15 protein-coding genes are annotated in these 17,189 nt (G+C 66.7%); 9 read left to right on the plus strand and 6 right to left on the minus strand.

Annotated elements, in window-relative coordinates; translation table 11 throughout:
• The first annotated feature begins 92 nt into the window (after positions 1-92).
• The 3 genes from G481_RS0119420 to G481_RS0119430 all read left to right on the plus strand — a co-directional run bounded on the left by G481_RS0119420 (position 93) and on the right by G481_RS0119430 (position 4,405).
• The gene (locus G481_RS0119420) at positions 93-2,108 is read left to right on the plus strand and encodes an FAD-dependent oxidoreductase (protein ID WP_028031466.1); all 2,016 of its coding nucleotides are present in this window, start codon (positions 93-95) and stop codon (positions 2,106-2,108) included.
• Positions 2,109-2,378: 270 nt separating this feature from the next.
• Positions 2,379-3,095 (plus strand): sulfotransferase-like domain-containing protein, encoded by a 717-nt coding sequence (locus G481_RS0119425; RefSeq protein ID WP_154664697.1) that lies wholly within the window; start codon positions 2,379-2,381, stop codon positions 3,093-3,095.
• Positions 3,096-3,160: 65 nt separating this feature from the next.
• Positions 3,161-4,405 (plus strand): MFS transporter, encoded by a 1,245-nt coding sequence (locus G481_RS0119430; RefSeq protein WP_028031468.1) that lies wholly within the window; start codon positions 3,161-3,163, stop codon positions 4,403-4,405.
• Here the strand turns inward: G481_RS0119430 and rodA are convergent.
• From rodA to G481_RS0119460, 6 genes are all read right to left on the minus strand, one after another.
• Complete coding sequence (gene rodA / locus G481_RS0119435) at positions 4,402-5,541, minus strand: rod shape-determining protein RodA (protein ID WP_028031469.1); 1,140 nt, start codon at positions 5,539-5,541, stop codon at positions 4,402-4,404. The two genes, G481_RS0119430 and rodA, sit on opposite strands and share 4 nt — an antisense overlap.
• Before the next feature lie 9 nt (positions 5,542-5,550).
• Positions 5,551-7,497, minus strand: coding sequence for a penicillin-binding protein 2 (gene mrdA, locus G481_RS0119440; RefSeq protein WP_028031470.1), 1,947 nt, complete (start codon positions 7,495-7,497; stop codon positions 5,551-5,553).
• A complete protein-coding gene (locus G481_RS0119445) occupies positions 7,494-8,033 on the minus strand; it encodes a hypothetical protein (RefSeq protein WP_028031471.1) in 540 nt (179 codons plus the stop codon). Before G481_RS0119445 ends, mrdA begins: the two co-directional genes overlap by 4 nt.
• Positions 8,026-8,922: a rod shape-determining protein MreC gene (gene mreC, locus G481_RS0119450; protein ID WP_028031472.1), complete on the minus strand. Its 897-nt coding sequence runs from the start codon at positions 8,920-8,922 to the stop codon at positions 8,026-8,028. Before mreC ends, G481_RS0119445 begins: the two co-directional genes overlap by 8 nt.
• A 41-nt stretch (positions 8,923-8,963) precedes the next feature.
• The gene (locus G481_RS0119455) at positions 8,964-10,001 is read right to left on the minus strand and encodes a rod shape-determining protein (protein WP_028031473.1); all 1,038 of its coding nucleotides are present in this window, start codon (positions 9,999-10,001) and stop codon (positions 8,964-8,966) included.
• 389 nt (positions 10,002-10,390) lie between these two features.
• A complete protein-coding gene (locus tag G481_RS0119460; protein WP_028031474.1) occupies positions 10,391-10,939 on the minus strand; it encodes an acyl-CoA thioesterase in 549 nt (182 codons plus the stop codon).
• 386 nt (positions 10,940-11,325) lie between these two features.
• Between G481_RS0119460 and G481_RS0119465 the strand changes: the two genes are divergently transcribed.
• The 6 genes from G481_RS0119465 to G481_RS0119490 are packed head-to-tail and all read left to right on the plus strand — an operon-like array spanning position 11,326 to position 17,172.
• Positions 11,326-14,172: a monovalent cation/H+ antiporter subunit A gene (locus tag G481_RS0119465; protein ID WP_028031475.1), complete on the plus strand. Its 2,847-nt coding sequence runs from the start codon at positions 11,326-11,328 to the stop codon at positions 14,170-14,172.
• Position 14,173: 1 nt separating this feature from the next.
• Positions 14,174-14,512: a Na+/H+ antiporter subunit C gene (locus G481_RS0119470; RefSeq protein ID WP_028031476.1), complete on the plus strand. Its 339-nt coding sequence runs from the start codon at positions 14,174-14,176 to the stop codon at positions 14,510-14,512.
• Positions 14,509-16,026: a monovalent cation/H+ antiporter subunit D gene (locus G481_RS0119475; RefSeq protein WP_028031477.1), complete on the plus strand. Its 1,518-nt coding sequence runs from the start codon at positions 14,509-14,511 to the stop codon at positions 16,024-16,026. The genes G481_RS0119470 and G481_RS0119475 overlap by 4 nt, the downstream gene beginning before the upstream one ends.
• A complete protein-coding gene (locus tag G481_RS0119480) occupies positions 16,026-16,517 on the plus strand; it encodes a Na+/H+ antiporter subunit E (RefSeq protein ID WP_028031478.1) in 492 nt (163 codons plus the stop codon). The genes G481_RS0119475 and G481_RS0119480 overlap by 1 nt, the downstream gene beginning before the upstream one ends.
• Positions 16,514-16,783, plus strand: coding sequence for a K+/H+ antiporter subunit F (locus G481_RS0119485; RefSeq protein WP_028031479.1), 270 nt, complete (start codon positions 16,514-16,516; stop codon positions 16,781-16,783). The genes G481_RS0119480 and G481_RS0119485 overlap by 4 nt, the downstream gene beginning before the upstream one ends.
• On the plus strand, positions 16,780-17,172 hold the full coding sequence (locus G481_RS0119490) for a Na+/H+ antiporter subunit G (protein WP_028031480.1): 393 nt from the start codon (positions 16,780-16,782) through the stop codon (positions 17,170-17,172). Before G481_RS0119485 ends, G481_RS0119490 begins: the two co-directional genes overlap by 4 nt.
• Positions 17,173-17,189 lie beyond the last annotated feature (17 nt).

Below are 17,189 nucleotides of genomic sequence, written 5' to 3' on the forward strand. Positions count from 1 at the left end.
ACGGCCCGGCCCTGACGCCACGGCAGCGATCCGGCGCTGATGACAAGCCCATCCGGCTGACGCATCCTGCCCGCAACAGGGAGGAACCAGCCATGAGCCAGTATCCGAATCTTCTTGCGCCGCTCGACCTTGGCCATGTCGTGCTGCCCAATCGCGCCCTCATGGGGTCCATGCACACCGGGCTGGAAGAAACCGGCGACTGGAACCGGGTCGCGGAATTCTACGCCACCCGCGCGCGGGGCGGGGTTGCGCTGATGGTGACGGGCGGCATGGCCCCGAACCGCGAAGGCGGCGTGTTTCCCGGTGCCGCGGGGCTTTACACCCCGCAGGACATTGCCAACCACCGCATCGTCACCGACCGGGTGCACGACGGCGGCGGGCGGATCGCCATGCAGATCCTGCACGCGGGCCGCTATGCCTATGGCAAGGATTGCGTCTCGGCCAGCGCGATCAAGTCGCCCATCTCGCCCTTCCCCCCGCGCGAGCTGGACGAGGCGGGGATCGAAAAGCAGATCGCCGATATCGTCACCGCCGCCAGCCGCGCGCGCGAGGCGGGCTATGACGGCGTCGAGGTGATGGGGTCCGAGGGCTATTTCCTCAACCAGTTCATCGTGCGCCACACCAACCGGCGCGAGGACCGCTGGGGCGGCGCCTTTGAGAACCGCATCCGCCTGCCGGTCGAGGTGGTGCGCCGCGTGCGTCAGGCGGTCGGGCAGGATTTCATCCTGATCTACCGCATCTCGCTGATCGACCTGGTGCCCGACGGATCGACCTGGCCCGAGGTGGTCCAGCTGGCCAAGGCCATCGAGGGGGCGGGCGCGAGCATGCTCAACACCGGGATCGGCTGGCACGAGGCGCGGGTGCCGACCATCGCCACCTCGGTGCCCCGCCGGGCCTTTGCCTGGCTGACCGGACGGCTGCGGCCCGAGGTGGGGATCCCGGTCATCACCTCGAACCGGATCAACACGCCCGAGGTGGCGGAAAGCGTTCTGGCCGAAGGCTGCGCCGACATGGTTTCCATGGCGCGCCCGTTCCTGGCCGATCCCGATTTCGTCGCCAAGGCGGCCAGCGGGCGGGCGCGCCAGATCGCCCCCTGCATCGCCTGCAATCAGGCCTGCCTGGATCATACCTTCTCGGGCCGGCTGACCAGCTGCCTTGTGAACCCGCGCGCCTGTTCAGAGACGGAACTGGACTACCCGCCTGCGGCCAAGCCCAAGACGGTTGCGGTGGTCGGCGCGGGACCTGCCGGGATGATGACGGCGATCACGGCGGCCCAGCGCGGGCACAAGGTCACGCTGTTCGAAGCCGCCCCGCAGGTCGGCGGCCAGCTGAACCTGGCCAGGCAGGTGCCGGGCAAGGAGGAATTCCACGGCCTGATCGACTGGTTCGCCACCATGCTGGACACCAGCGGCGTCGATCTGCGCCTGAACACCCCCGCCACCGTCGAGACGCTGAAACCCTTTGACGAGGTGGTCATCGCCACCGGCGTCACCCCGCGCGATCCTGCCATCCCCACCGATCCCGGCGCCCATGTGCTGGGCTATGTCGATGTGCTGCAAGGCGCCCCCGTCGGCCCCCGCGCCGTGGTGATCGGCGCAGGCGGGATCGGCTTTGATGTCGCCGAATACCTCGTCCACCAGGGCACCAGCCCGACCGAGGATCTGCCACTCTGGCAGCGCGAATGGGGCGTGGCCGACCCGGCCGAGGCGCGCGGCGGCCTTGCGCCCGAGGGGCCGCACCCCGAACCGCCTGCCCGCAAGGTCACCCTGATCCAGCGCAAGGCCGAAAAGCCCGGCCGCCATCTGGGCAAGACCACCGGCTGGATCCACCGCGCCAGCCTGCAGATGAAGCAGGTGGACATGCGCGGCGGCATGACCTACCGCCGCATCACCCCCGAGGGGATCGAGGTTGACACCGCCCAGGGCCCCGAACTTCTGGCCGCTGATACGATCGTTCTGTGCACCGGGCAGGAGCCGCGCCGCGATCTGGCCGATGCCCTGATCGCGGCCGGGATCACCCCCCATGTCATCGGCGGCGCCAATGTGGCGGCCGAGCTTGATGCCAAACGCGCCATTGATCAGGCCGCCCGGCTTGCCGCAAGCCTCTGACGCCTGTGGCGACCGACAGCGCGAGGGGCTCTGCCCCTGGCAGCCGTCACGCGGCTGGCACAGTTGCGCCTGCCCCGGGATATTTTGGGACAGATGAAAGGGGGGCGCCGCGCACAGGACTGAGGTGTTGCGCCGATCGGCTTGCACGCTGATCCGGATAGCGGCTAACTGGCAGATGAACCGCTGCAGCTTCATCTGTCCACAAATATCCTGCGGGGGTCCGGGGGTGCAAAACCCCCGGCTCCCCGGCCACAAGCCAGAGACACCCCCATGAACATCGCCATGTGGTCCGGCCCCCGGAACCTCTCGACCGCCATGATGTATGCCTTTGCCGCGCGCGGCGACTGTGCGGTCTGGGACGAGCCGTTCTATGCCGCCTACCTTTCGGCCACCGGCATCGACCACCCGATGTGCGATGAGATCATCGCGGCGCATGAGGTCAATCCGGCCCGCGTGGCTGCGAGTTGCGCGGCGCCGCCAGCCGGGGGAGCGCCGCTTTTCTACCAAAAGCACATGACGCTGCACATGATCCCCGCCTTTGATCGCGGCTTCATGCGGGCCTGCACCAATGTGTTCCTGATCCGCCATCCGGCGCGGGTCGTCGCCTCTTATGCCAAAAAGCGCGAGGGGCCGACGCTGGCCGACATTGGCTTTGTCCAGCAGGCCGAGCTGTTCGACGAGGTGGCCGGCTGGATGGGCCGCGCGCCGCTGGTGATCGACAGCGCGGACATTCGGGCCGATCCGGCCGGGGCCCTTGGCCGGCTGTGCGCCGCGCTTGGCATTCCCCTCACCGACCGGATGCTGCGCTGGCCTGCCGGGCCCAAACCCTTTGACGGGGTCTGGGCACCGCATTGGTATGGCGCCGTTCACCGATCCACCGGCTTCGAGGATCCCGAAGGGCCGCTGCCCGATCTGCCGGAAGACTATGCCCGGCTGGCCGAAACCGCCCTGCCCCATTACGACCGTCTGCGCGCCTACGCCCTTTGATTGCCTGGCCTTGACGCTTTCGTGAGGCGGGCGCATCTTCGCCGCCCGCTTCCCGGAGTCCTGCCATGTCCCAGTCCAAGGCCACCCTGATCACGCCGGTGCTGATCGCCAGTTGCGTGGTGCTGATGTTCGGCTTTGCCATCCGCGCCTCGTTCGGGGTGTTCCAGATCCCCATTGCCGAGGAATTTGGCTGGGCACGGTCGGAATTCTCGTTGGCCATTGCCATCCAGAACCTGGCCTGGGGCCTTGGCCAGCCGTTCTTTGGCGCCATTGCAGAGCGGTTCGGGGACCGGCGGGCGATCATTCTGGGGGCGCTGGCCTATGCGGGCGGGCTGGTGCTGACGGCCTTTGCCACCACCCCCTTTGCCATGCAGAACCTGGAGGTGATGGTCGGCTTCGGCATCGCCGGCACCGGCTTTGGCGTCATTCTGGCCGTGGTCGGGCGGGCAACGGCCCCCGAGCATCGGTCGATGGCGCTTGGCATCGCGACGGCTGCCGGGTCGGCCGGGCAGGTCTTTGGTGCGCCAGCTGCGGAAATCCTGCTGGGCTATTTCCCCTGGCAGGGCGTGTTCCTCATCTTCGCCGCCGTGATCCTGGCCTCGCTGTTCGCGCTGCCCTTTTTGCGGGCGACCCCGATGGCCAGCAAGGCCGAGCTGGAAGAAAGCCTGGGCACTGTCCTGAAACGCGCCTTCCGCGACCCCAGCTATACGCTGATCTTTCTGGGGTTCTTTTCCTGCGGCTATCAGCTGGCCTTCATCACCGCCCATTTCCCGGCCATGGTGACCGAAATGTGCGGCGCGCCTGCGCCCAACGGGATGCTGGCGGCGCTGGGGATCACCACCACCTCGGCACTTGGGGCCATCGCGATCGCGGTGATCGGGCTGGCCAATATCGTGGGCACGATCACCGCTGGCTGGCTGGGCGCGCGCTATACCCGCAAATATCTGCTGGCGGGGATCTATACCTTGCGCACGCTGGCATCGGTGCTGTTCATCGTGATGCCGATCACCCCGGCCTCGGTGCTGCTGTTCTCGCTGGTGATGGGCGGGCTGTGGCTGGCCACCGTGCCGCTGACCTCGGGGCTGGTCGCGCATCTCTACGGGCTGCGCTACATGGGCACGCTTTATGGCTTCATCTTCCTGTCGCACCAGATCGGCGGGTTCCTGGGCGTCTGGCTGGGCGGCAAGATGTATGACATCACCGGCGATTATACCCTGGTCTGGTGGATCGGCATCGGCGTCGGCGCGTTTTCCGCCATCGTCCACCTGCCCGTGCGCGAGAGCCGCCCGATGGCCGCTGCGGCGGCCTAGCGCGGACGGTGCACGTTCGCGCTTTGCACCAGGCCAAAGCCGATCATCAGCACCAGCATGGCCGAGCCGCCATAGGACACCAGTGGCAGGGGCGAGCCCACGACCGGCGCCAGCCCCATGACCATCGCCATGTTGACGCCGAAATACAAAAAGAACGTCGCCGCGATCCCCAGCGTGACCAGCGCGGCAAAGCGGTCCTTGGTCTGGATCGCGGTGGCAACGCAGAACACGATGACCAGCGCATAGAGCGTCAGCAGGCTGATCCCGCCGATGAAGCCGAATTCCTCGGTCAGGGTGTTGAAGATGAAGTCGGTATGCTTTTCGGGCAGAAAGTTCAGCCGGCTTTGCGTGCCCTGCATGAAGCCCTTGCCGGCCCAGCCGCCCGATCCCAGCGCGATCTTGGCCTGACTGATGTGATAGCCGGCGCCCAGCGGGTCGGAGCCGGGGTCAAGAAAGGTGTCGATCCGCCGATATTGATAATCGTGCAGCACCTGCCATTCGGTGCCCCGGCTTAGAAACACCGAGGCGACGCCGCCCACCCCCATCGCGATCACGCTGGCGAAATAGGCCCAGTGCACCCCGGCCACCAGCATCACCGCCGCCCCCGACCCCACCAGCATCAGCGAGGTGCCAAGATCGGGCTGGCGCAGCACCAGAAACGTCGGCAGCAAGATCAGCACAACCGGCACCGCCACCCAGAACGGGCGCGAGGTCTTGTTGACGTCCAGCCAGTCGTAATAGGCCGCCAGCATCATCACCATGGCGATCTTCATCAGCTCGGACGGTTGCAACCGCATCACCCCCAGATCCAGCCAGCGCTGCGCGCCCATGCCGATATCGCCCACTATTTCCACCGCGATCAGCAGCAGCAGCGAGATGCCATAGGCCACCCCCGCCATGTTGCGCCAGAACCAGATCGGCACCAGACCGATGGCCAGCATCAGGGCCATGCCAAAGCCGAAGCGTTCCATCTGCGGCTCGGCCCAGCGTTCGATATTCCCGTCGGCCACCGAATACAGCATCAGGAACCCGACCGAGGCGATGGCCGTCAGCAGGACAGCCAGCGCCCAGTTGATATGCAGCAGCTTGCGAAAGCCGGACGGCACGCGCTTGATGGAATATTCAAGATAGCTCATGGCTGCCCCTCAGGCCCGGGTGCGCGTCGTTCCGGCCAGCTGGCCAGGATCGCGCAGCGGCATGGTGCGGTGCTGGGTCTCGATGCGGTTGCGCTGTGCGGCCGGATAGGCGGACAGCGGCGGAATGCCGCCATGCAGCGCGAACAGCAGGATGTCGCGCGCGATCGGGGCGGCCACGCCCGATCCGCCGCCCCCGTGTTCCACCACCACCGACACCGCATAGCGCGGCGCATCGGCCGGCGCATAGGCGACGTACAGCGCATGGTCGCGCCGGTTCCAGGGCAGCTGATCGTTGCGCAGCACCCCGCGCGCGCGTTCGGCCGCCGTGATGTTGCGCACCTGGCTGGTGCCGGTCTTGCCGGCGATCAGCGTCGCCTTGTCGTCCGAGCGCGAGGAATAGGCCGTGCCGGTGCGGATGTTCGTCACCGAATACATGCCCTGCTGGATCGCCCGCAGGTTCTGCGGCTTGACCCCCAGCGGCGGCGGGGGCGTCAGCGGCACCTCGGCCCCGCCGATCGCCTTGACCAGACGCGGCTGGACCGCAAGCCCGGTGGCCAGACGCGCGCTCATCACGGCAAGCTGCACCGGCGAGGACAGCACATAGCCCTGGCCGATCGAAGCGTTGATCGTATCGCCGATCAGCCAGTCCTGCCCGCGCCGCTCGCGCTTCCATTGCTTGTTGGGATTCAGCCCTTCGGCAACGGCGGACATCGGCAGATCGTGGCGCACACCCAGGCCCAGCCGCTCTGCCATCGCGGCAATCGCATCAATGCCGACCCGCTGGGCAATGTCATAGTAATAGACGTCACAGCTTTCCGAGAGGCTCCGGTTGAGGTTCACCGCCCCATGCCCGCCGCGTTTCCAGCAGTGGAACCGCCGCCCGCCGGCCTCGTAATAGCCGGGGCAGCGCACGGTGGTTTCCGGGGTGATCACGCCGGCCTCCAGCGCGGCCAGCGCCGTGACCATCTTGAAGGTCGATCCGGGCGGATAGGCGCCCGACACCGATTTGTTGGACAGCGGGCGATGGTCATTGTCCATCAGGCCGCGGAAATCGGCGCTGGAGATGCCGCGCACGAACAGGTTCGGATCGAACGAGGGCGCCGAAACCACGCTGACCAGATCGCCGGTCTGCACATCCATCACCACGGCGCTGGCGCTTTCCTCGCCCAGCCGGATGCGGGCATAGTTCTGCAGCGCCGCATCCAGCGTCAGGACGACATCCGCGCCTTCATCGCCTTCGCGCCGGTCCAGCTCGCGCATCACGCGGCCGGCGGCGTTGACCTCGATCCGCCGCGATCCGGCAGAGCCGCGCAGCGCATCTTCCAGCCGCCGCTCGATCCCGACCTTGCCGATCTGGAACTTGGGAATCTGCAACACCGGATCAGGATTTTCCAGCTGCGCCAGATCGCTTTCCGACACCGGGCCGACATAGCCCACCGAATGCGCAAAGTCCTGGTCCAGCGGATAGACCCGGCTCAGGCCCACCTCGGGCTGCACCCCCGGCAGGGCGGGCGCGTTGACCGACACCCAGCTCAGCTGTTCCCAGCTCAGCCGCTCGGCCACGATGATCGGCACAAAGGGGCTGCGCCGCTTGACCTCGCGCAGGGTCTTTTCGATGTCTTCCTCGGTCAGGGGAATGCCCTCGGCCAGTCGGCGCAACACCGCCTCGACATCGCCAGCATCCTCGCGGGTGATCGACACCCGGTAGTTCTGTTCGTTCCCCGCGACCAGAACCCCGGCGCGGTCGAAAATCTGCCCGCGCGCCGGCGGGATCAGGCGGATCGAGACCCGGTTTTCCTCGGCCAGCAGGCGAAACTGATCGGCCTGTTCGACCTGCATGTAGCGAAGACGCGCACCCAGCACCGCGACCACGGCGGCCTGACAGCCCCCCAGAAACAGCGCGCGCCGCGTGACCTTGCGGGCGGCATCGTCGGTATCGCGGGCGCTGCGTCTCATAGGCGCCTCCCCAGGGCGTCCACCTCGCCGGTCGCGGGCTTGCGCAGACCGAAGGCGACGCGCAGAACGCCCACCACGAACGGATAGGCGATGACCGAGAACACGAACTGTGCCAGTGTCAGCCCCAGCCCCGGCTGCGACAGCATCGTCACCGTCAGGATGAAGCGATAGGCCAGCAGCATCGCCAGCATCACGACCGACACCATGACCCATTCCGACACCAGCGTCAGCTCGCGGGTAAAGGCGGCGCGGCTGCGCAGGAATTCGGTGCCCAGCACCAGCAGCGCCGCCCACAGGCCCGGCGGGCGCATCAGCAACATGTCCTCGACCAGCGCGACAGCGGCGATCAGCAGCGCCGGCAGATGGTCAGGCCGGCGCAGCACCCAGGCGCAGCACAGGCACATCAGCAGATCGGGACCCGGCAGGCTGCCCGCCTCGGACCGCAGCGGCAGGATGCGCAGGAACAGCATGACCATCACCGCCAGCACGAACAGCCCGCGCCAGACCCAGACATTGTCGCGCGCACCCTCAGCCATCGGCGCCCCCGTTCGCGGCCGCCGCCTGCGGCGGGGGCGCGGGGATCAGCGTGCCCGGATCGTCGATCCGCTCGGCCTCGTGGCTGCGCAGCACGCGCAGGAATTCCAGCCGCAGGTAATCGGCCGCCGGGGCGACGCGCAACCGGCGGTCAGACCCCTGCACCACCTGCCCCACCAGCAGGCCCGCCGGGAACACTCCGCCATCACCCGAGGTGACGACCCGGTCACCCGGGCGCACCAGATCGGACTTTTCCAGAAAATCCAGCGGCGGCAGCGGCGAGTTGTCGCCCGACAGGATCGCCCGCTGGCCGGAGGGCTGCACCGTCACCGGGACCCGGCTGGAGGCATCGGTCAGCAGCACCACCCGGCTGACCGTGCGCCCGACGCCCGAGATGCGCCCGACAACGCCCAGCCCGTCCATCGTGGCCCAGCCATCGCGAATCCCGTCACGTTCACCCACGTTCAGCAGGACCGACTGGCGGAACGGGCTGCCACTGTCGGCCAGCACGACGCCCGTCACATGGGTCAGCCTGGGGTCCAGCCGCACCTGATTGAGATCCAGCAGCTTGGCGTTCTTCTGTTCCAGCTGCAGCGCCGCCTCGCGCCAGGCCTTCATTTGCTGAAGCTCGCGGCGAAGCTCTTGATTTTGCTCATAGACGCGGGTGTAGGACTGAAACCCCTCGACCACGCCGGCGCCCCAGGTGATCGGCGCCATGGCCCAGTCCATGCTGGGCACGATCCGGTCCAGCAGCGCCATGCGGAAACGTTCCACCCGCGGGCTGTCGATCCGCCACAGCAGAAAGACGCCCAGCAGCACAACGACCAGCACGCCGATCAGAATGCGGCGCACCGGGCGGGAATATTGCTCTGGATCACGGTCCCTTGCCAAGGCCGCCTCTGCTTGCGTTCAGGACAGGGCGCGGGGCCCGTTCAGCTGTCGTAGTCTATCACATGCCGGAGCTGTTTTTCGTATTCCAGCGCCTTGCCGGTTCCCAGAGCCACACAATTGAGTGACTCATCCGCAACCGAGATCGACAGCCCCGTCTGCTCGCGCAGCGCAAGGTCAAGTTCCCCCAGCAGCGCGCCGCCCCCGGTCAGCATGACGCCCCGGTCCACGATATCGGCCGCCAGATCGGGCGGCGTGGCTTCCAGCGCCTGCATCACCGCATCGCAGATCTGCTGGACGGGTTCGGCCAGAGCCTCGGCCACCTGGGCCTGGTTGATTTCGGTTTCCTTGGGCACGCCATTCAGCAGATCGCGCCCGCGGATGGTCATCGACTGACCGCGCCCGTCATCGGGCATCCGGGCCGTGCCGATGGTGCATTTGATCCGCTCGGCCGTCGATTCGCCAACCAGAAGGTTCTGATGCCGGCGCAGATAGCTGACGATCGCCTCGTCCATCCGGTCACCGCCCACCCGGACGGACCGGGCATAGACGATATCGCCCAAGGACAGCACCGCCACTTCGGTCGTACCGCCGCCGATGTCCACCACCATGCTGCCGGTCGGATCGGTGATCGGCATCCCCGCCCCGATCGCCGCCGCGATGGGTTCCGCGATCAGCCCGGCGCGGCGCGCCCCGGCCGACAGCACCGACTGGCGGATCGCCCGCTTTTCCACCGGCGTTGCCCCATGGGGCACGCAGACGATGATCTTGGGCTTGGAAAAGGTCGTGCGCTTGTGAACCTTGCGGATGAAATGCTTGATCATTTCTTCCGCCGTGTCGAAATCGGCGATGACGCCATCGCGCATCGGGCGGATCGCCTCGATGCTGCCGGGCGTGCGGCCCAGCATCAGCTTGGCATCCTCGCCCACGGCCAGCACCTGCTTCTTGCCGTCCTTGACGTGATAGGCCACCACCGACGGCTCATTCAGGATGATCCCCCGGCCCTTGACGTAGACGAGCGTATTCGCCGTTCCGAGGTCGATGGCCATGTCCGACGAAAAGAGGCCCGAGAAAACCGACATCCTGAGGTGATCCTGTCCGTGCAAGCGTGAATGCCCGCGAGTCGTTCAGCGGCGGGCGGGTTCTTGTAGCCCTGCGAACCCAGCAGGGAAAGGGGGACGGCAGCCCACGCGCGCAAATCCGCGTGTTCGCAGCAACCCAAGGGCGGCCCATTCCCTTGCACGCCCCGTGAGCCGGGCCAGCATCCGGCCGGTGTAATGTTTGAATATGGAAAGCCATGCGCAGGAATTGGCACCATCATAGCCCCCGATGTCGGCTTAGTGTCACCGCATCCCCCGCAGCCACCCCGCCAAGGCGGGGCAGACACCCTCTGGCCTCCCAAGGCCGGCCCAGGCCGAAACCGCCCGGCCTTGCGCCAGATCCGTCCCCTGACCCTTGGGAAAGCCCCCGCTCAGCGCGGCAGCAGCGTCGCCGCCTCGGGCGGCCAGGGCCGGGCGGCATCGGCCGCGATCCAGTCGCTCAGCCAGCCGGGCATCGGCGGGCTGACCGGCGACACCCCCATCCGCTGCATCAACTGCGCGGGCGGCACGATCCCGCTGGCCGAGACCGTCGCCAGGCGCGGCACCGCCTGGGTCGTGCACTCGCGGCCCTTCCACATCGTCTGATCGACATAGATGAACCGCGCATCCCACCCCAGAACGCGGGTGATCATCGTCACCTTGTCGAACAGCTGGATGCGCCGGCGATACCGCACAGATGTGCCCGCAACCGTCATCCCCCAGCCTTCTGCCCGCAGCGCATCGTTCATGCCGCAGGCATAGGCAAAGGGCACGCGCCCCAGATCGAACAGCGTCAGCGTGCGGCCATTGTTCAGCTCGCGCCAGGGATCCAGATCCCAGGGCAGACAGGTATGATGGCTGATCCACGGCGCCAGCGGGTCAGGCCGCGGGCCGCGGCGGGCCAGATAGAGCTCCAGCCCCATGCGAAGATAAGGATACATGCAGAAAGTCCCCAAAGTCGGCCCGGCCTGCCAGCCGGTGCCCGCAGGGTCAAGGCCCCAATCCCCCCGCCGCCCCGCAACGTCGGGGCATCTGCGCCGCCCGCCCCCTTTCACCTTGCCGCAAATACCCCGGGGGGCACGATTGCCCCCGCCACAGGCGCGACGTGGCCAAGGGGGGCTGGCCCCCCTGCGCGCCAGCGCGACCACAGGCCGCAGCCAGGGCCACTTGTCTGCGGGCCTCGCCGTTCCTTGCCCCCTGAAACCGGCCTGGACTGCCCCGGTTTTGCTTGACACTCCCTGCCCTCCTCCGACAGGTAAAGGCAGGCGCGGCCTGCCTCTTGCGGGCCGCGTTGGCGTGTAAGACGACCGAGCCAGAAGGAACGCGCATGTCCCTTGCCCTGATTGCCGCCCTGCCCTTTCTTGGCGCGCTGCTGCCAGGATTGATGATCCGGTCAGGGCGCAATGCCTGTGCCATCGCGACCGGATCGGTCACGGCACTGGCGCTGCTGGGCCTGATGCTGAACGCCCCCGCCGTGATGCGCGGCGAGGTGATTGAGGCCCGGTTCGACTGGCTGCCCGTGCTGGGGCTGAACGCGAATTTCTTCCTTGACGGGCTGGGGCTGCTGTTTGCCGGGCTGATCCTGGGGATCGGGCTGCTGATCATCCTTTATGCCCGGTTCTACCTGTCGAAATCCGACCCGATGGGGCAGTTCTACACCTATCTGATGCTGTTCCAGGGCGCGATGGTCGGGATTGTGCTGTCTGACAACATCCTGCTTTTGCTGGTGTTCTGGGAACTGACCTCGCTGTCTTCGTTCCTGTTGATCGGCTATTGGAAACACCTGCCCGAAGGGCGTCAGGGCGCGCGCATGGCGCTGACCGTCACCGGCATGGGCGGCCTTGCGATGATCGCCGGGATGCTGATCCTGGGCCAGATCGCGGGCAGCTATGACCTGACCGACATCCTGACGCAAAAAGAGGCGATCCAGGCGTCGGACTGGTATCTGCCCGCGCTGATCCTGATCCTCCTGGGCGCCTTTACCAAATCGGCGCAGTTTCCGTTCCACTTCTGGCTGCCGCATGCCATGGCCGCGCCGACCCCGGTTTCGGCCTATCTGCACTCGGCCACCATGGTGAAGGCGGGCCTGTTCCTGATGGCGCGCATGTGGCCGGTGCTGGCGGGCACCGAGGCGTGGTTCTACATCGTCGCCAGTGTCGGGCTGATCACCATGGTGATCGGGGCCAAGATCGCGATCTTCAAGGACGATCTCAAGGCGCTGCTGGCGTTTTCCACGGTCAGCCACCTTGGCCTGATCACCATGCTGCTGGGCCTTGGCACGCCCGAGGCGGCAGCAGTCGCGATGTTCCACATCATCAACCACGCGACCTTCAAGGCCGCGCTGTTCATGTCGGCCGGCATCATCGACCACGAGACCCATACCCGCGACATCAAACGCCTGGGCGGACTGCGGCACCTGATGCCGGTCACCTTCGTGATCGTCACCATCGCCGCGCTGTCGATGGCGGGCATTCCGCCGCTCAATGGCTTCCTGTCCAAGGAAATGATGCTGGAAGAGGCGACGCATACCGTCTGGGGCGGTTTGCCGTGGCTGTTCCCGCTGCTGGCCACGATCGGCGCGATGTTCTCGGTCGCCTATTCGCTGCGGCTGATCTGGCATGTGTTCCTGGGCCCGGTGCGGGGCGATTACCCGCACAAGCCGCATGACCCCGGCTTTGGCATGTGGGCGGCGCCTGCCCTGCTGGCGGTGCTGGTGGTGCTGATCGGCCTGATGCCGATGCTGATGGTGGGCGATCTGGTCGCCGTCGTCGCTGGTGCCGTGACCGGCGAGGTGGTGCCGGTCAAGATCAGCCACTGGCACGGCTTCGTGCCGGCGCTGTGGATGTCGGTCATTGCGGTTGTGGCAGGCGCGCTGATCCTGTCGGCGCACAAGCGGCTGGATGCGATCTGGCTGGCCATGCCGCGCCCCGAGGCCAAGGCGATGTTCGAAGCGGTGGTCACTACCGCTGCCCGTCTGGCCGACGGGTTCACCAACCGCCTGCACGATGGTGCGCTGACCCGCTATCTGGCGATTTTCACCGTGGCCGTCCTTGGCGCCGGCTGGCTGGCCTGGCGCGCGGGCGGCCATATTCCGGGCGAGCGCGAGATGCTGCCGGTGCCCGGCCTTGCCCTGGCCGCCTGGCTGATGCTGATGGTCTGCTCGGTGCTGGTGGCCGTGATGCACCGCCAGCGCCTGCTGTCGCTGGTCGTGATCGGTGTGGTGGGGCTGATCATCTCGGTCGGGTTCATCTACATGTCCGCCCCGGATCTGGCGCTGACCCAGATTTCGGTCGAGGTCGTGACCATCGTTCTGATGCTGCTGGCGCTGAACTTCCTGCCGCGCGTGACGCCGGTGGAAAGCAGCCTTCTGCGGCGCGGGCGCGATCTGGTGATCGCGGCGGCGGCAGGCCTTGGCGCAGGCGCGCTGGCGCTGGCGCTGATGCTGCGGGACTTCGCCTTTCCGACGATTGCCGACTATCACCTGGCCAACAGCTATTCCGGCGGTGGCGGCACCAATGTGGTCAACGTGATCCTGGTGGACTTCCGCGGCTACGATACCTTTGGCGAGATCATCGTTCTGGGCATCGCGGGCCTGCTGATCTATGCGCTGACCGAGGCGATCTTTCGCGGCCCGGCCAACCGGCGCCTGCTGGACTGGCCCAAGGGCGAGCGGGAATCGGGTGATCGCCACCCGATGATGATGGTGGTTGCGGCGCGTCTGGCGTTGCCGCTGACGATCATGGTGGGGCTTTACATCTTCCTGCGCGGCCACAACGAGCCGGGCGGCGGCTTCATCGCCGGGCTGATCGTGTCGATCGCGCTGGTCACGCAGTTCATGGCCTCGGGCTTTGGCTGGACCCAGGCGCGCCAGCGCATCGACTATCACGCCTTCATCGGGCTTGGGGTCGTGGTCGCCGGGGCGACGGGCCTGGGCGCCTGGTTCGCGGACCGGCCGTTCCTGACCTCGGCCTTTGGTTATTTCCGCATCCCGCCGATGGAGAAATTCGAGCTGGCCACCGCGATGGGCTTTGACCTTGGCGTGTTCCTGACGGTGATCGGCGCGGTGATGCTGGCGCTGTCCAGCCTGTCGCGCATCGCCATCCGGGCCGGCGAGACGGTGAACCTGGAGCCGATGGATACCGACCCCTCGCAACCCAAGACAGAGGAGCGCTGACATGGAACTGCTGGTTGCCAGCGCCATCGGGCTCATGACGGCCTCGGGCATCTATCTGGTCCTGCGCCTGCGGGCCTGGCCGGTCATCCTGGGGCTGACCATGCTGACCTATGCGGTCAATACCTTCATCTTTGTCTCGGGCCGGCTGGCCATCGACATGCCGCCGATCCTGTCGGTGGATGCAGGCGGCTATACCGACCCGCTGCCGCAGGCGCTGGTGCTGACGGCGATCGTGATTTCCTTCGGCATGACGGCGGTCACGGTGATGATGGCGCTTGGCGCCTTTCTGGAAGCCGGTGACGACCGGGTGGAAATGACCGACGCGGAGGACGGCAAGTGAACCACTGGATCATCGTTCCGGTCGTGCTGCCTGCGCTGGCCGCGCCCCTGATCGTGCTGGGGATGCGCCAGGATCTGCTGTTGCAGCGTGTGGCCTCGGTCTTGGCCACGCTGGCGCTGCTGGCCGTGTCCATGGTGCTGCTGGTGCAGGCCAGCACTTCGGGGCCGCAGGTCTATCTGCTGGGCAACTGGCAGGCGCCCTTTGGCATCGTGCTGGTGCTGGACCGGCTGTCGGCCATGATGGTGGGGCTGACCGCCGCGCTGGCGGTGGGGGTGGTGCTTTACAGCATCGGGTCCGGCTGGGACGCGCGGGGCAAGAATTTCCACGCGCTGTTCCAGTTCCAGCTGATGGGCATCTGCGGCGCGTTCCTGACGGGCGATGCCTTCAACCTGTTCGTGTTCTTCGAAATCCTGCTGATCGCCAGCTACGGCCTGATGATCCATGCCGGCGGCAAGGACCGGCTGCGCGCCGGGGTGCAATATGTGGTCTACAACCTTGCCGGGTCCACGCTGTTCCTGTTCGCTCTGGCCTCGATCTACGCGGTGACCGGCACGCTGAACATGGCCGACCTTGCGGTCAAGGTGGCCGAGTTGCCCGAAGGGCACGACGCCCTGCTGCGGGTGGCCGGCGTGCTGCTGCTGATCGTCTTTGCGGTCAAGGGCGCGCTGGTGCCGTTCCAGTTCTGGCTGCCCGGCACCTATGCCTTTGCACCCGGCCCGGTTTCGGCGCTGTTCGCGGTGATGACCAAGGTGGGCGCCTATGCGATCTTGCGGTTCTACACGCTGATCTTCAACCCCTCGGTCGAGGCGACGGGCGGCTTCTATGCCGACCTGCTGCTGCCCATGGCCATCGTCACGCTGATCGTCGGCATGGTCGGGGTGCTGGGCGCACGCTCGCTGGCGCGGGTTGCCGCCTTTGCCGCCATCGGCTCGATGGGCACGCTGTTCATCGCCATGTCGGATTTCACCGACCTGTCGACGGCTGCGGCGCTTTACTACCTGATCCATTCGACCTTTGCCGGCGCGCTGATGTTCCTTGTGGCCGATCTGGTGCTGGAACGCCGCGGCTCGACGCTGCTGGTGCCGATGCCGCCCATGGCGCAGCACGGGCTGATCGCCGCGCTGTTCTTTGCCGCCGCCATCGCCATGGCCGGGATGCCGCCGCTGTCGGGGTTCCTGGGCAAGCTGCTGATCCTTGATGCGCTGAGCGAGCGGACGGACATGGCCCTGACCTGGAGCGTGATCCTGATCACCTCGCTGGTGGCCATCGTCGGCCTTGGCCGCACGGGCAGCATGGTGTTCTGGAAGGCCTGGGCCACCCCTGGCGAGGCCGCAACCGTCAGGCCCATGCCCCTGGCCTTTGTCGCCGCCTTCGGCTTTCTGGCCGCGCTGGTCACCATGACCGTGCTGGCAGGCCCCCTGACCGGCTGGCTGGAAGAAACGGCACGGCAGTTGCACGATACCGGCGCCTATATCGACGCCGTCCTTGGCCTTGGCGAGACGGAGGCGAATTGATGCTGCGCAAGCTGTTCCCCCACCCCTGGCTGACCTTGCTGCTGACGCTGGTCTGGCTGGCGCTGGCCAATGCGATCAGCCTGGGGGGCATTGTCATGGGCCTGATCCTTGGCATCGCGATCCCGCTGGGAACCGCCGCCTACTGGCCGAACCGCCCGCGCATCCGCGCGCCGCTGAAGATGGCCGAGTTCATCCTGATCGTGCTGTGGGACATCGTGAAGTCGAACTTCATCGTGGCCCGCATCGTGCTGTTCACCCCGCGCGCGGCCCTGCGCCCCGCCTGGGTCACCGTGCCGCTGGATCTGCGCCAACCCGAGGCGATCACCGTTCTGGCCGGCACCATCACCATGACGCCGGGCACCGTGACCGCCGATGTCTCGGCCGATGGCAAGGCACTGCTGGTCCATTGCCTGCACGCCCCCGACCCCGAGGGCGTCGCGGCCGAGATCAAGGACCGCTACGAATCCCGGCTGAAGGAGATTTTCGCATGATCGGCTATGCGCTTCTGTTCGCCTTTGGATGCTTCGGTCTGGCGCTGCTGATGAACCTTTACCGCGCCGCCACCGGGCCGACCGTCCCTGACCGGGTGCTGGCGCTGGACACGATGGTCGTCAACGTGATCGCGCTGATGATCCTTTATGGCATCTGGCAAGGCACGGCGATGTATTTCGAAGCCTCGCTGCTGTTTGCCATGACCGGCTTCATCTCGACCGTGGCCTATTCGCGGTTCATGCTGCGGGGGAACATCATCGAATGACCGATACCTTCATGCTGATCATGGAAATCCTGGTCTCGGGCCTGATCGTGATGGCCGGGATCTTCGGGCTGGTCGGATCCTATGGCCTGCTGAAACTGCCCGAGCTGATGACGCGCCTGCATGCGCCCACCAAGGCCACCACGCTGGGCGTCGGCGGGGTGCTGATCGCCTCGATGATCTATTTTCTGGTGTTCATGGACCAGTTCAGCTTTCACGAGCTGATGATCACGCTGTTCCTTTTCCTGACCGCGCCGATCTCGGCCAACCTGATCGCCAAGGCCCATATGCTGCGCGAGCTGCAGCCAAAGGATGTGCCGCCCACCGGCGCCGCCTGCGGCTGGTCCACCTATGACGAAACGGCCGACCCCAGCCGCCAGCCGGGGGAATGAAAAAGGGCGGCCATCGG

It is taken from the genome of Gemmobacter nectariphilus DSM 15620, assembly GCF_000429765.1.
In the GTDB taxonomy this organism is placed as follows: Bacteria; Pseudomonadota; Alphaproteobacteria; order Rhodobacterales; family Rhodobacteraceae; genus Wagnerdoeblera; species Wagnerdoeblera nectariphila.

Coding starts and splice junctions, on each gene's coding strand:
- rodA (WP_028031469.1), bottom strand. CDS start 5,541: ATGAGCTATCTTGAATATTCCATCAAGCGCGTGCCGTCCGGCTTTCGC.
- G481_RS0119425 (WP_154664697.1), top strand. CDS start 2,379: ATGAACATCGCCATGTGGTCCGGCCCCCGGAACCTCTCGACCGCCATG.
- G481_RS0119470 (WP_028031476.1), top strand. CDS start 14,174: ATGGAACTGCTGGTTGCCAGCGCCATCGGGCTCATGACGGCCTCGGGC.
- G481_RS0119490 (WP_028031480.1), top strand. CDS start 16,780: ATGACCGATACCTTCATGCTGATCATGGAAATCCTGGTCTCGGGCCTG.
- G481_RS0119465 (WP_028031475.1), top strand. CDS start 11,326: ATGTCCCTTGCCCTGATTGCCGCCCTGCCCTTTCTTGGCGCGCTGCTG.
- G481_RS0119460 (WP_028031474.1), bottom strand. CDS start 10,939: ATGTATCCTTATCTTCGCATGGGGCTGGAGCTCTATCTGGCCCGCCGC.
- G481_RS0119445 (WP_028031471.1), bottom strand. CDS start 8,033: ATGGCTGAGGGTGCGCGCGACAATGTCTGGGTCTGGCGCGGGCTGTTC.
- mrdA (WP_028031470.1), bottom strand. CDS start 7,497: ATGAGACGCAGCGCCCGCGATACCGACGATGCCGCCCGCAAGGTCACG.
- G481_RS0119485 (WP_028031479.1), top strand. CDS start 16,514: ATGATCGGCTATGCGCTTCTGTTCGCCTTTGGATGCTTCGGTCTGGCG.
- G481_RS0119430 (WP_028031468.1), top strand. CDS start 3,161: ATGTCCCAGTCCAAGGCCACCCTGATCACGCCGGTGCTGATCGCCAGT.
- G481_RS0119455 (WP_028031473.1), bottom strand. CDS start 10,001: ATGTCGGTTTTCTCGGGCCTCTTTTCGTCGGACATGGCCATCGACCTC.
- G481_RS0119420 (WP_028031466.1), top strand. CDS start 93: ATGAGCCAGTATCCGAATCTTCTTGCGCCGCTCGACCTTGGCCATGTC.
- G481_RS0119480 (WP_028031478.1), top strand. CDS start 16,026: ATGCTGCGCAAGCTGTTCCCCCACCCCTGGCTGACCTTGCTGCTGACG.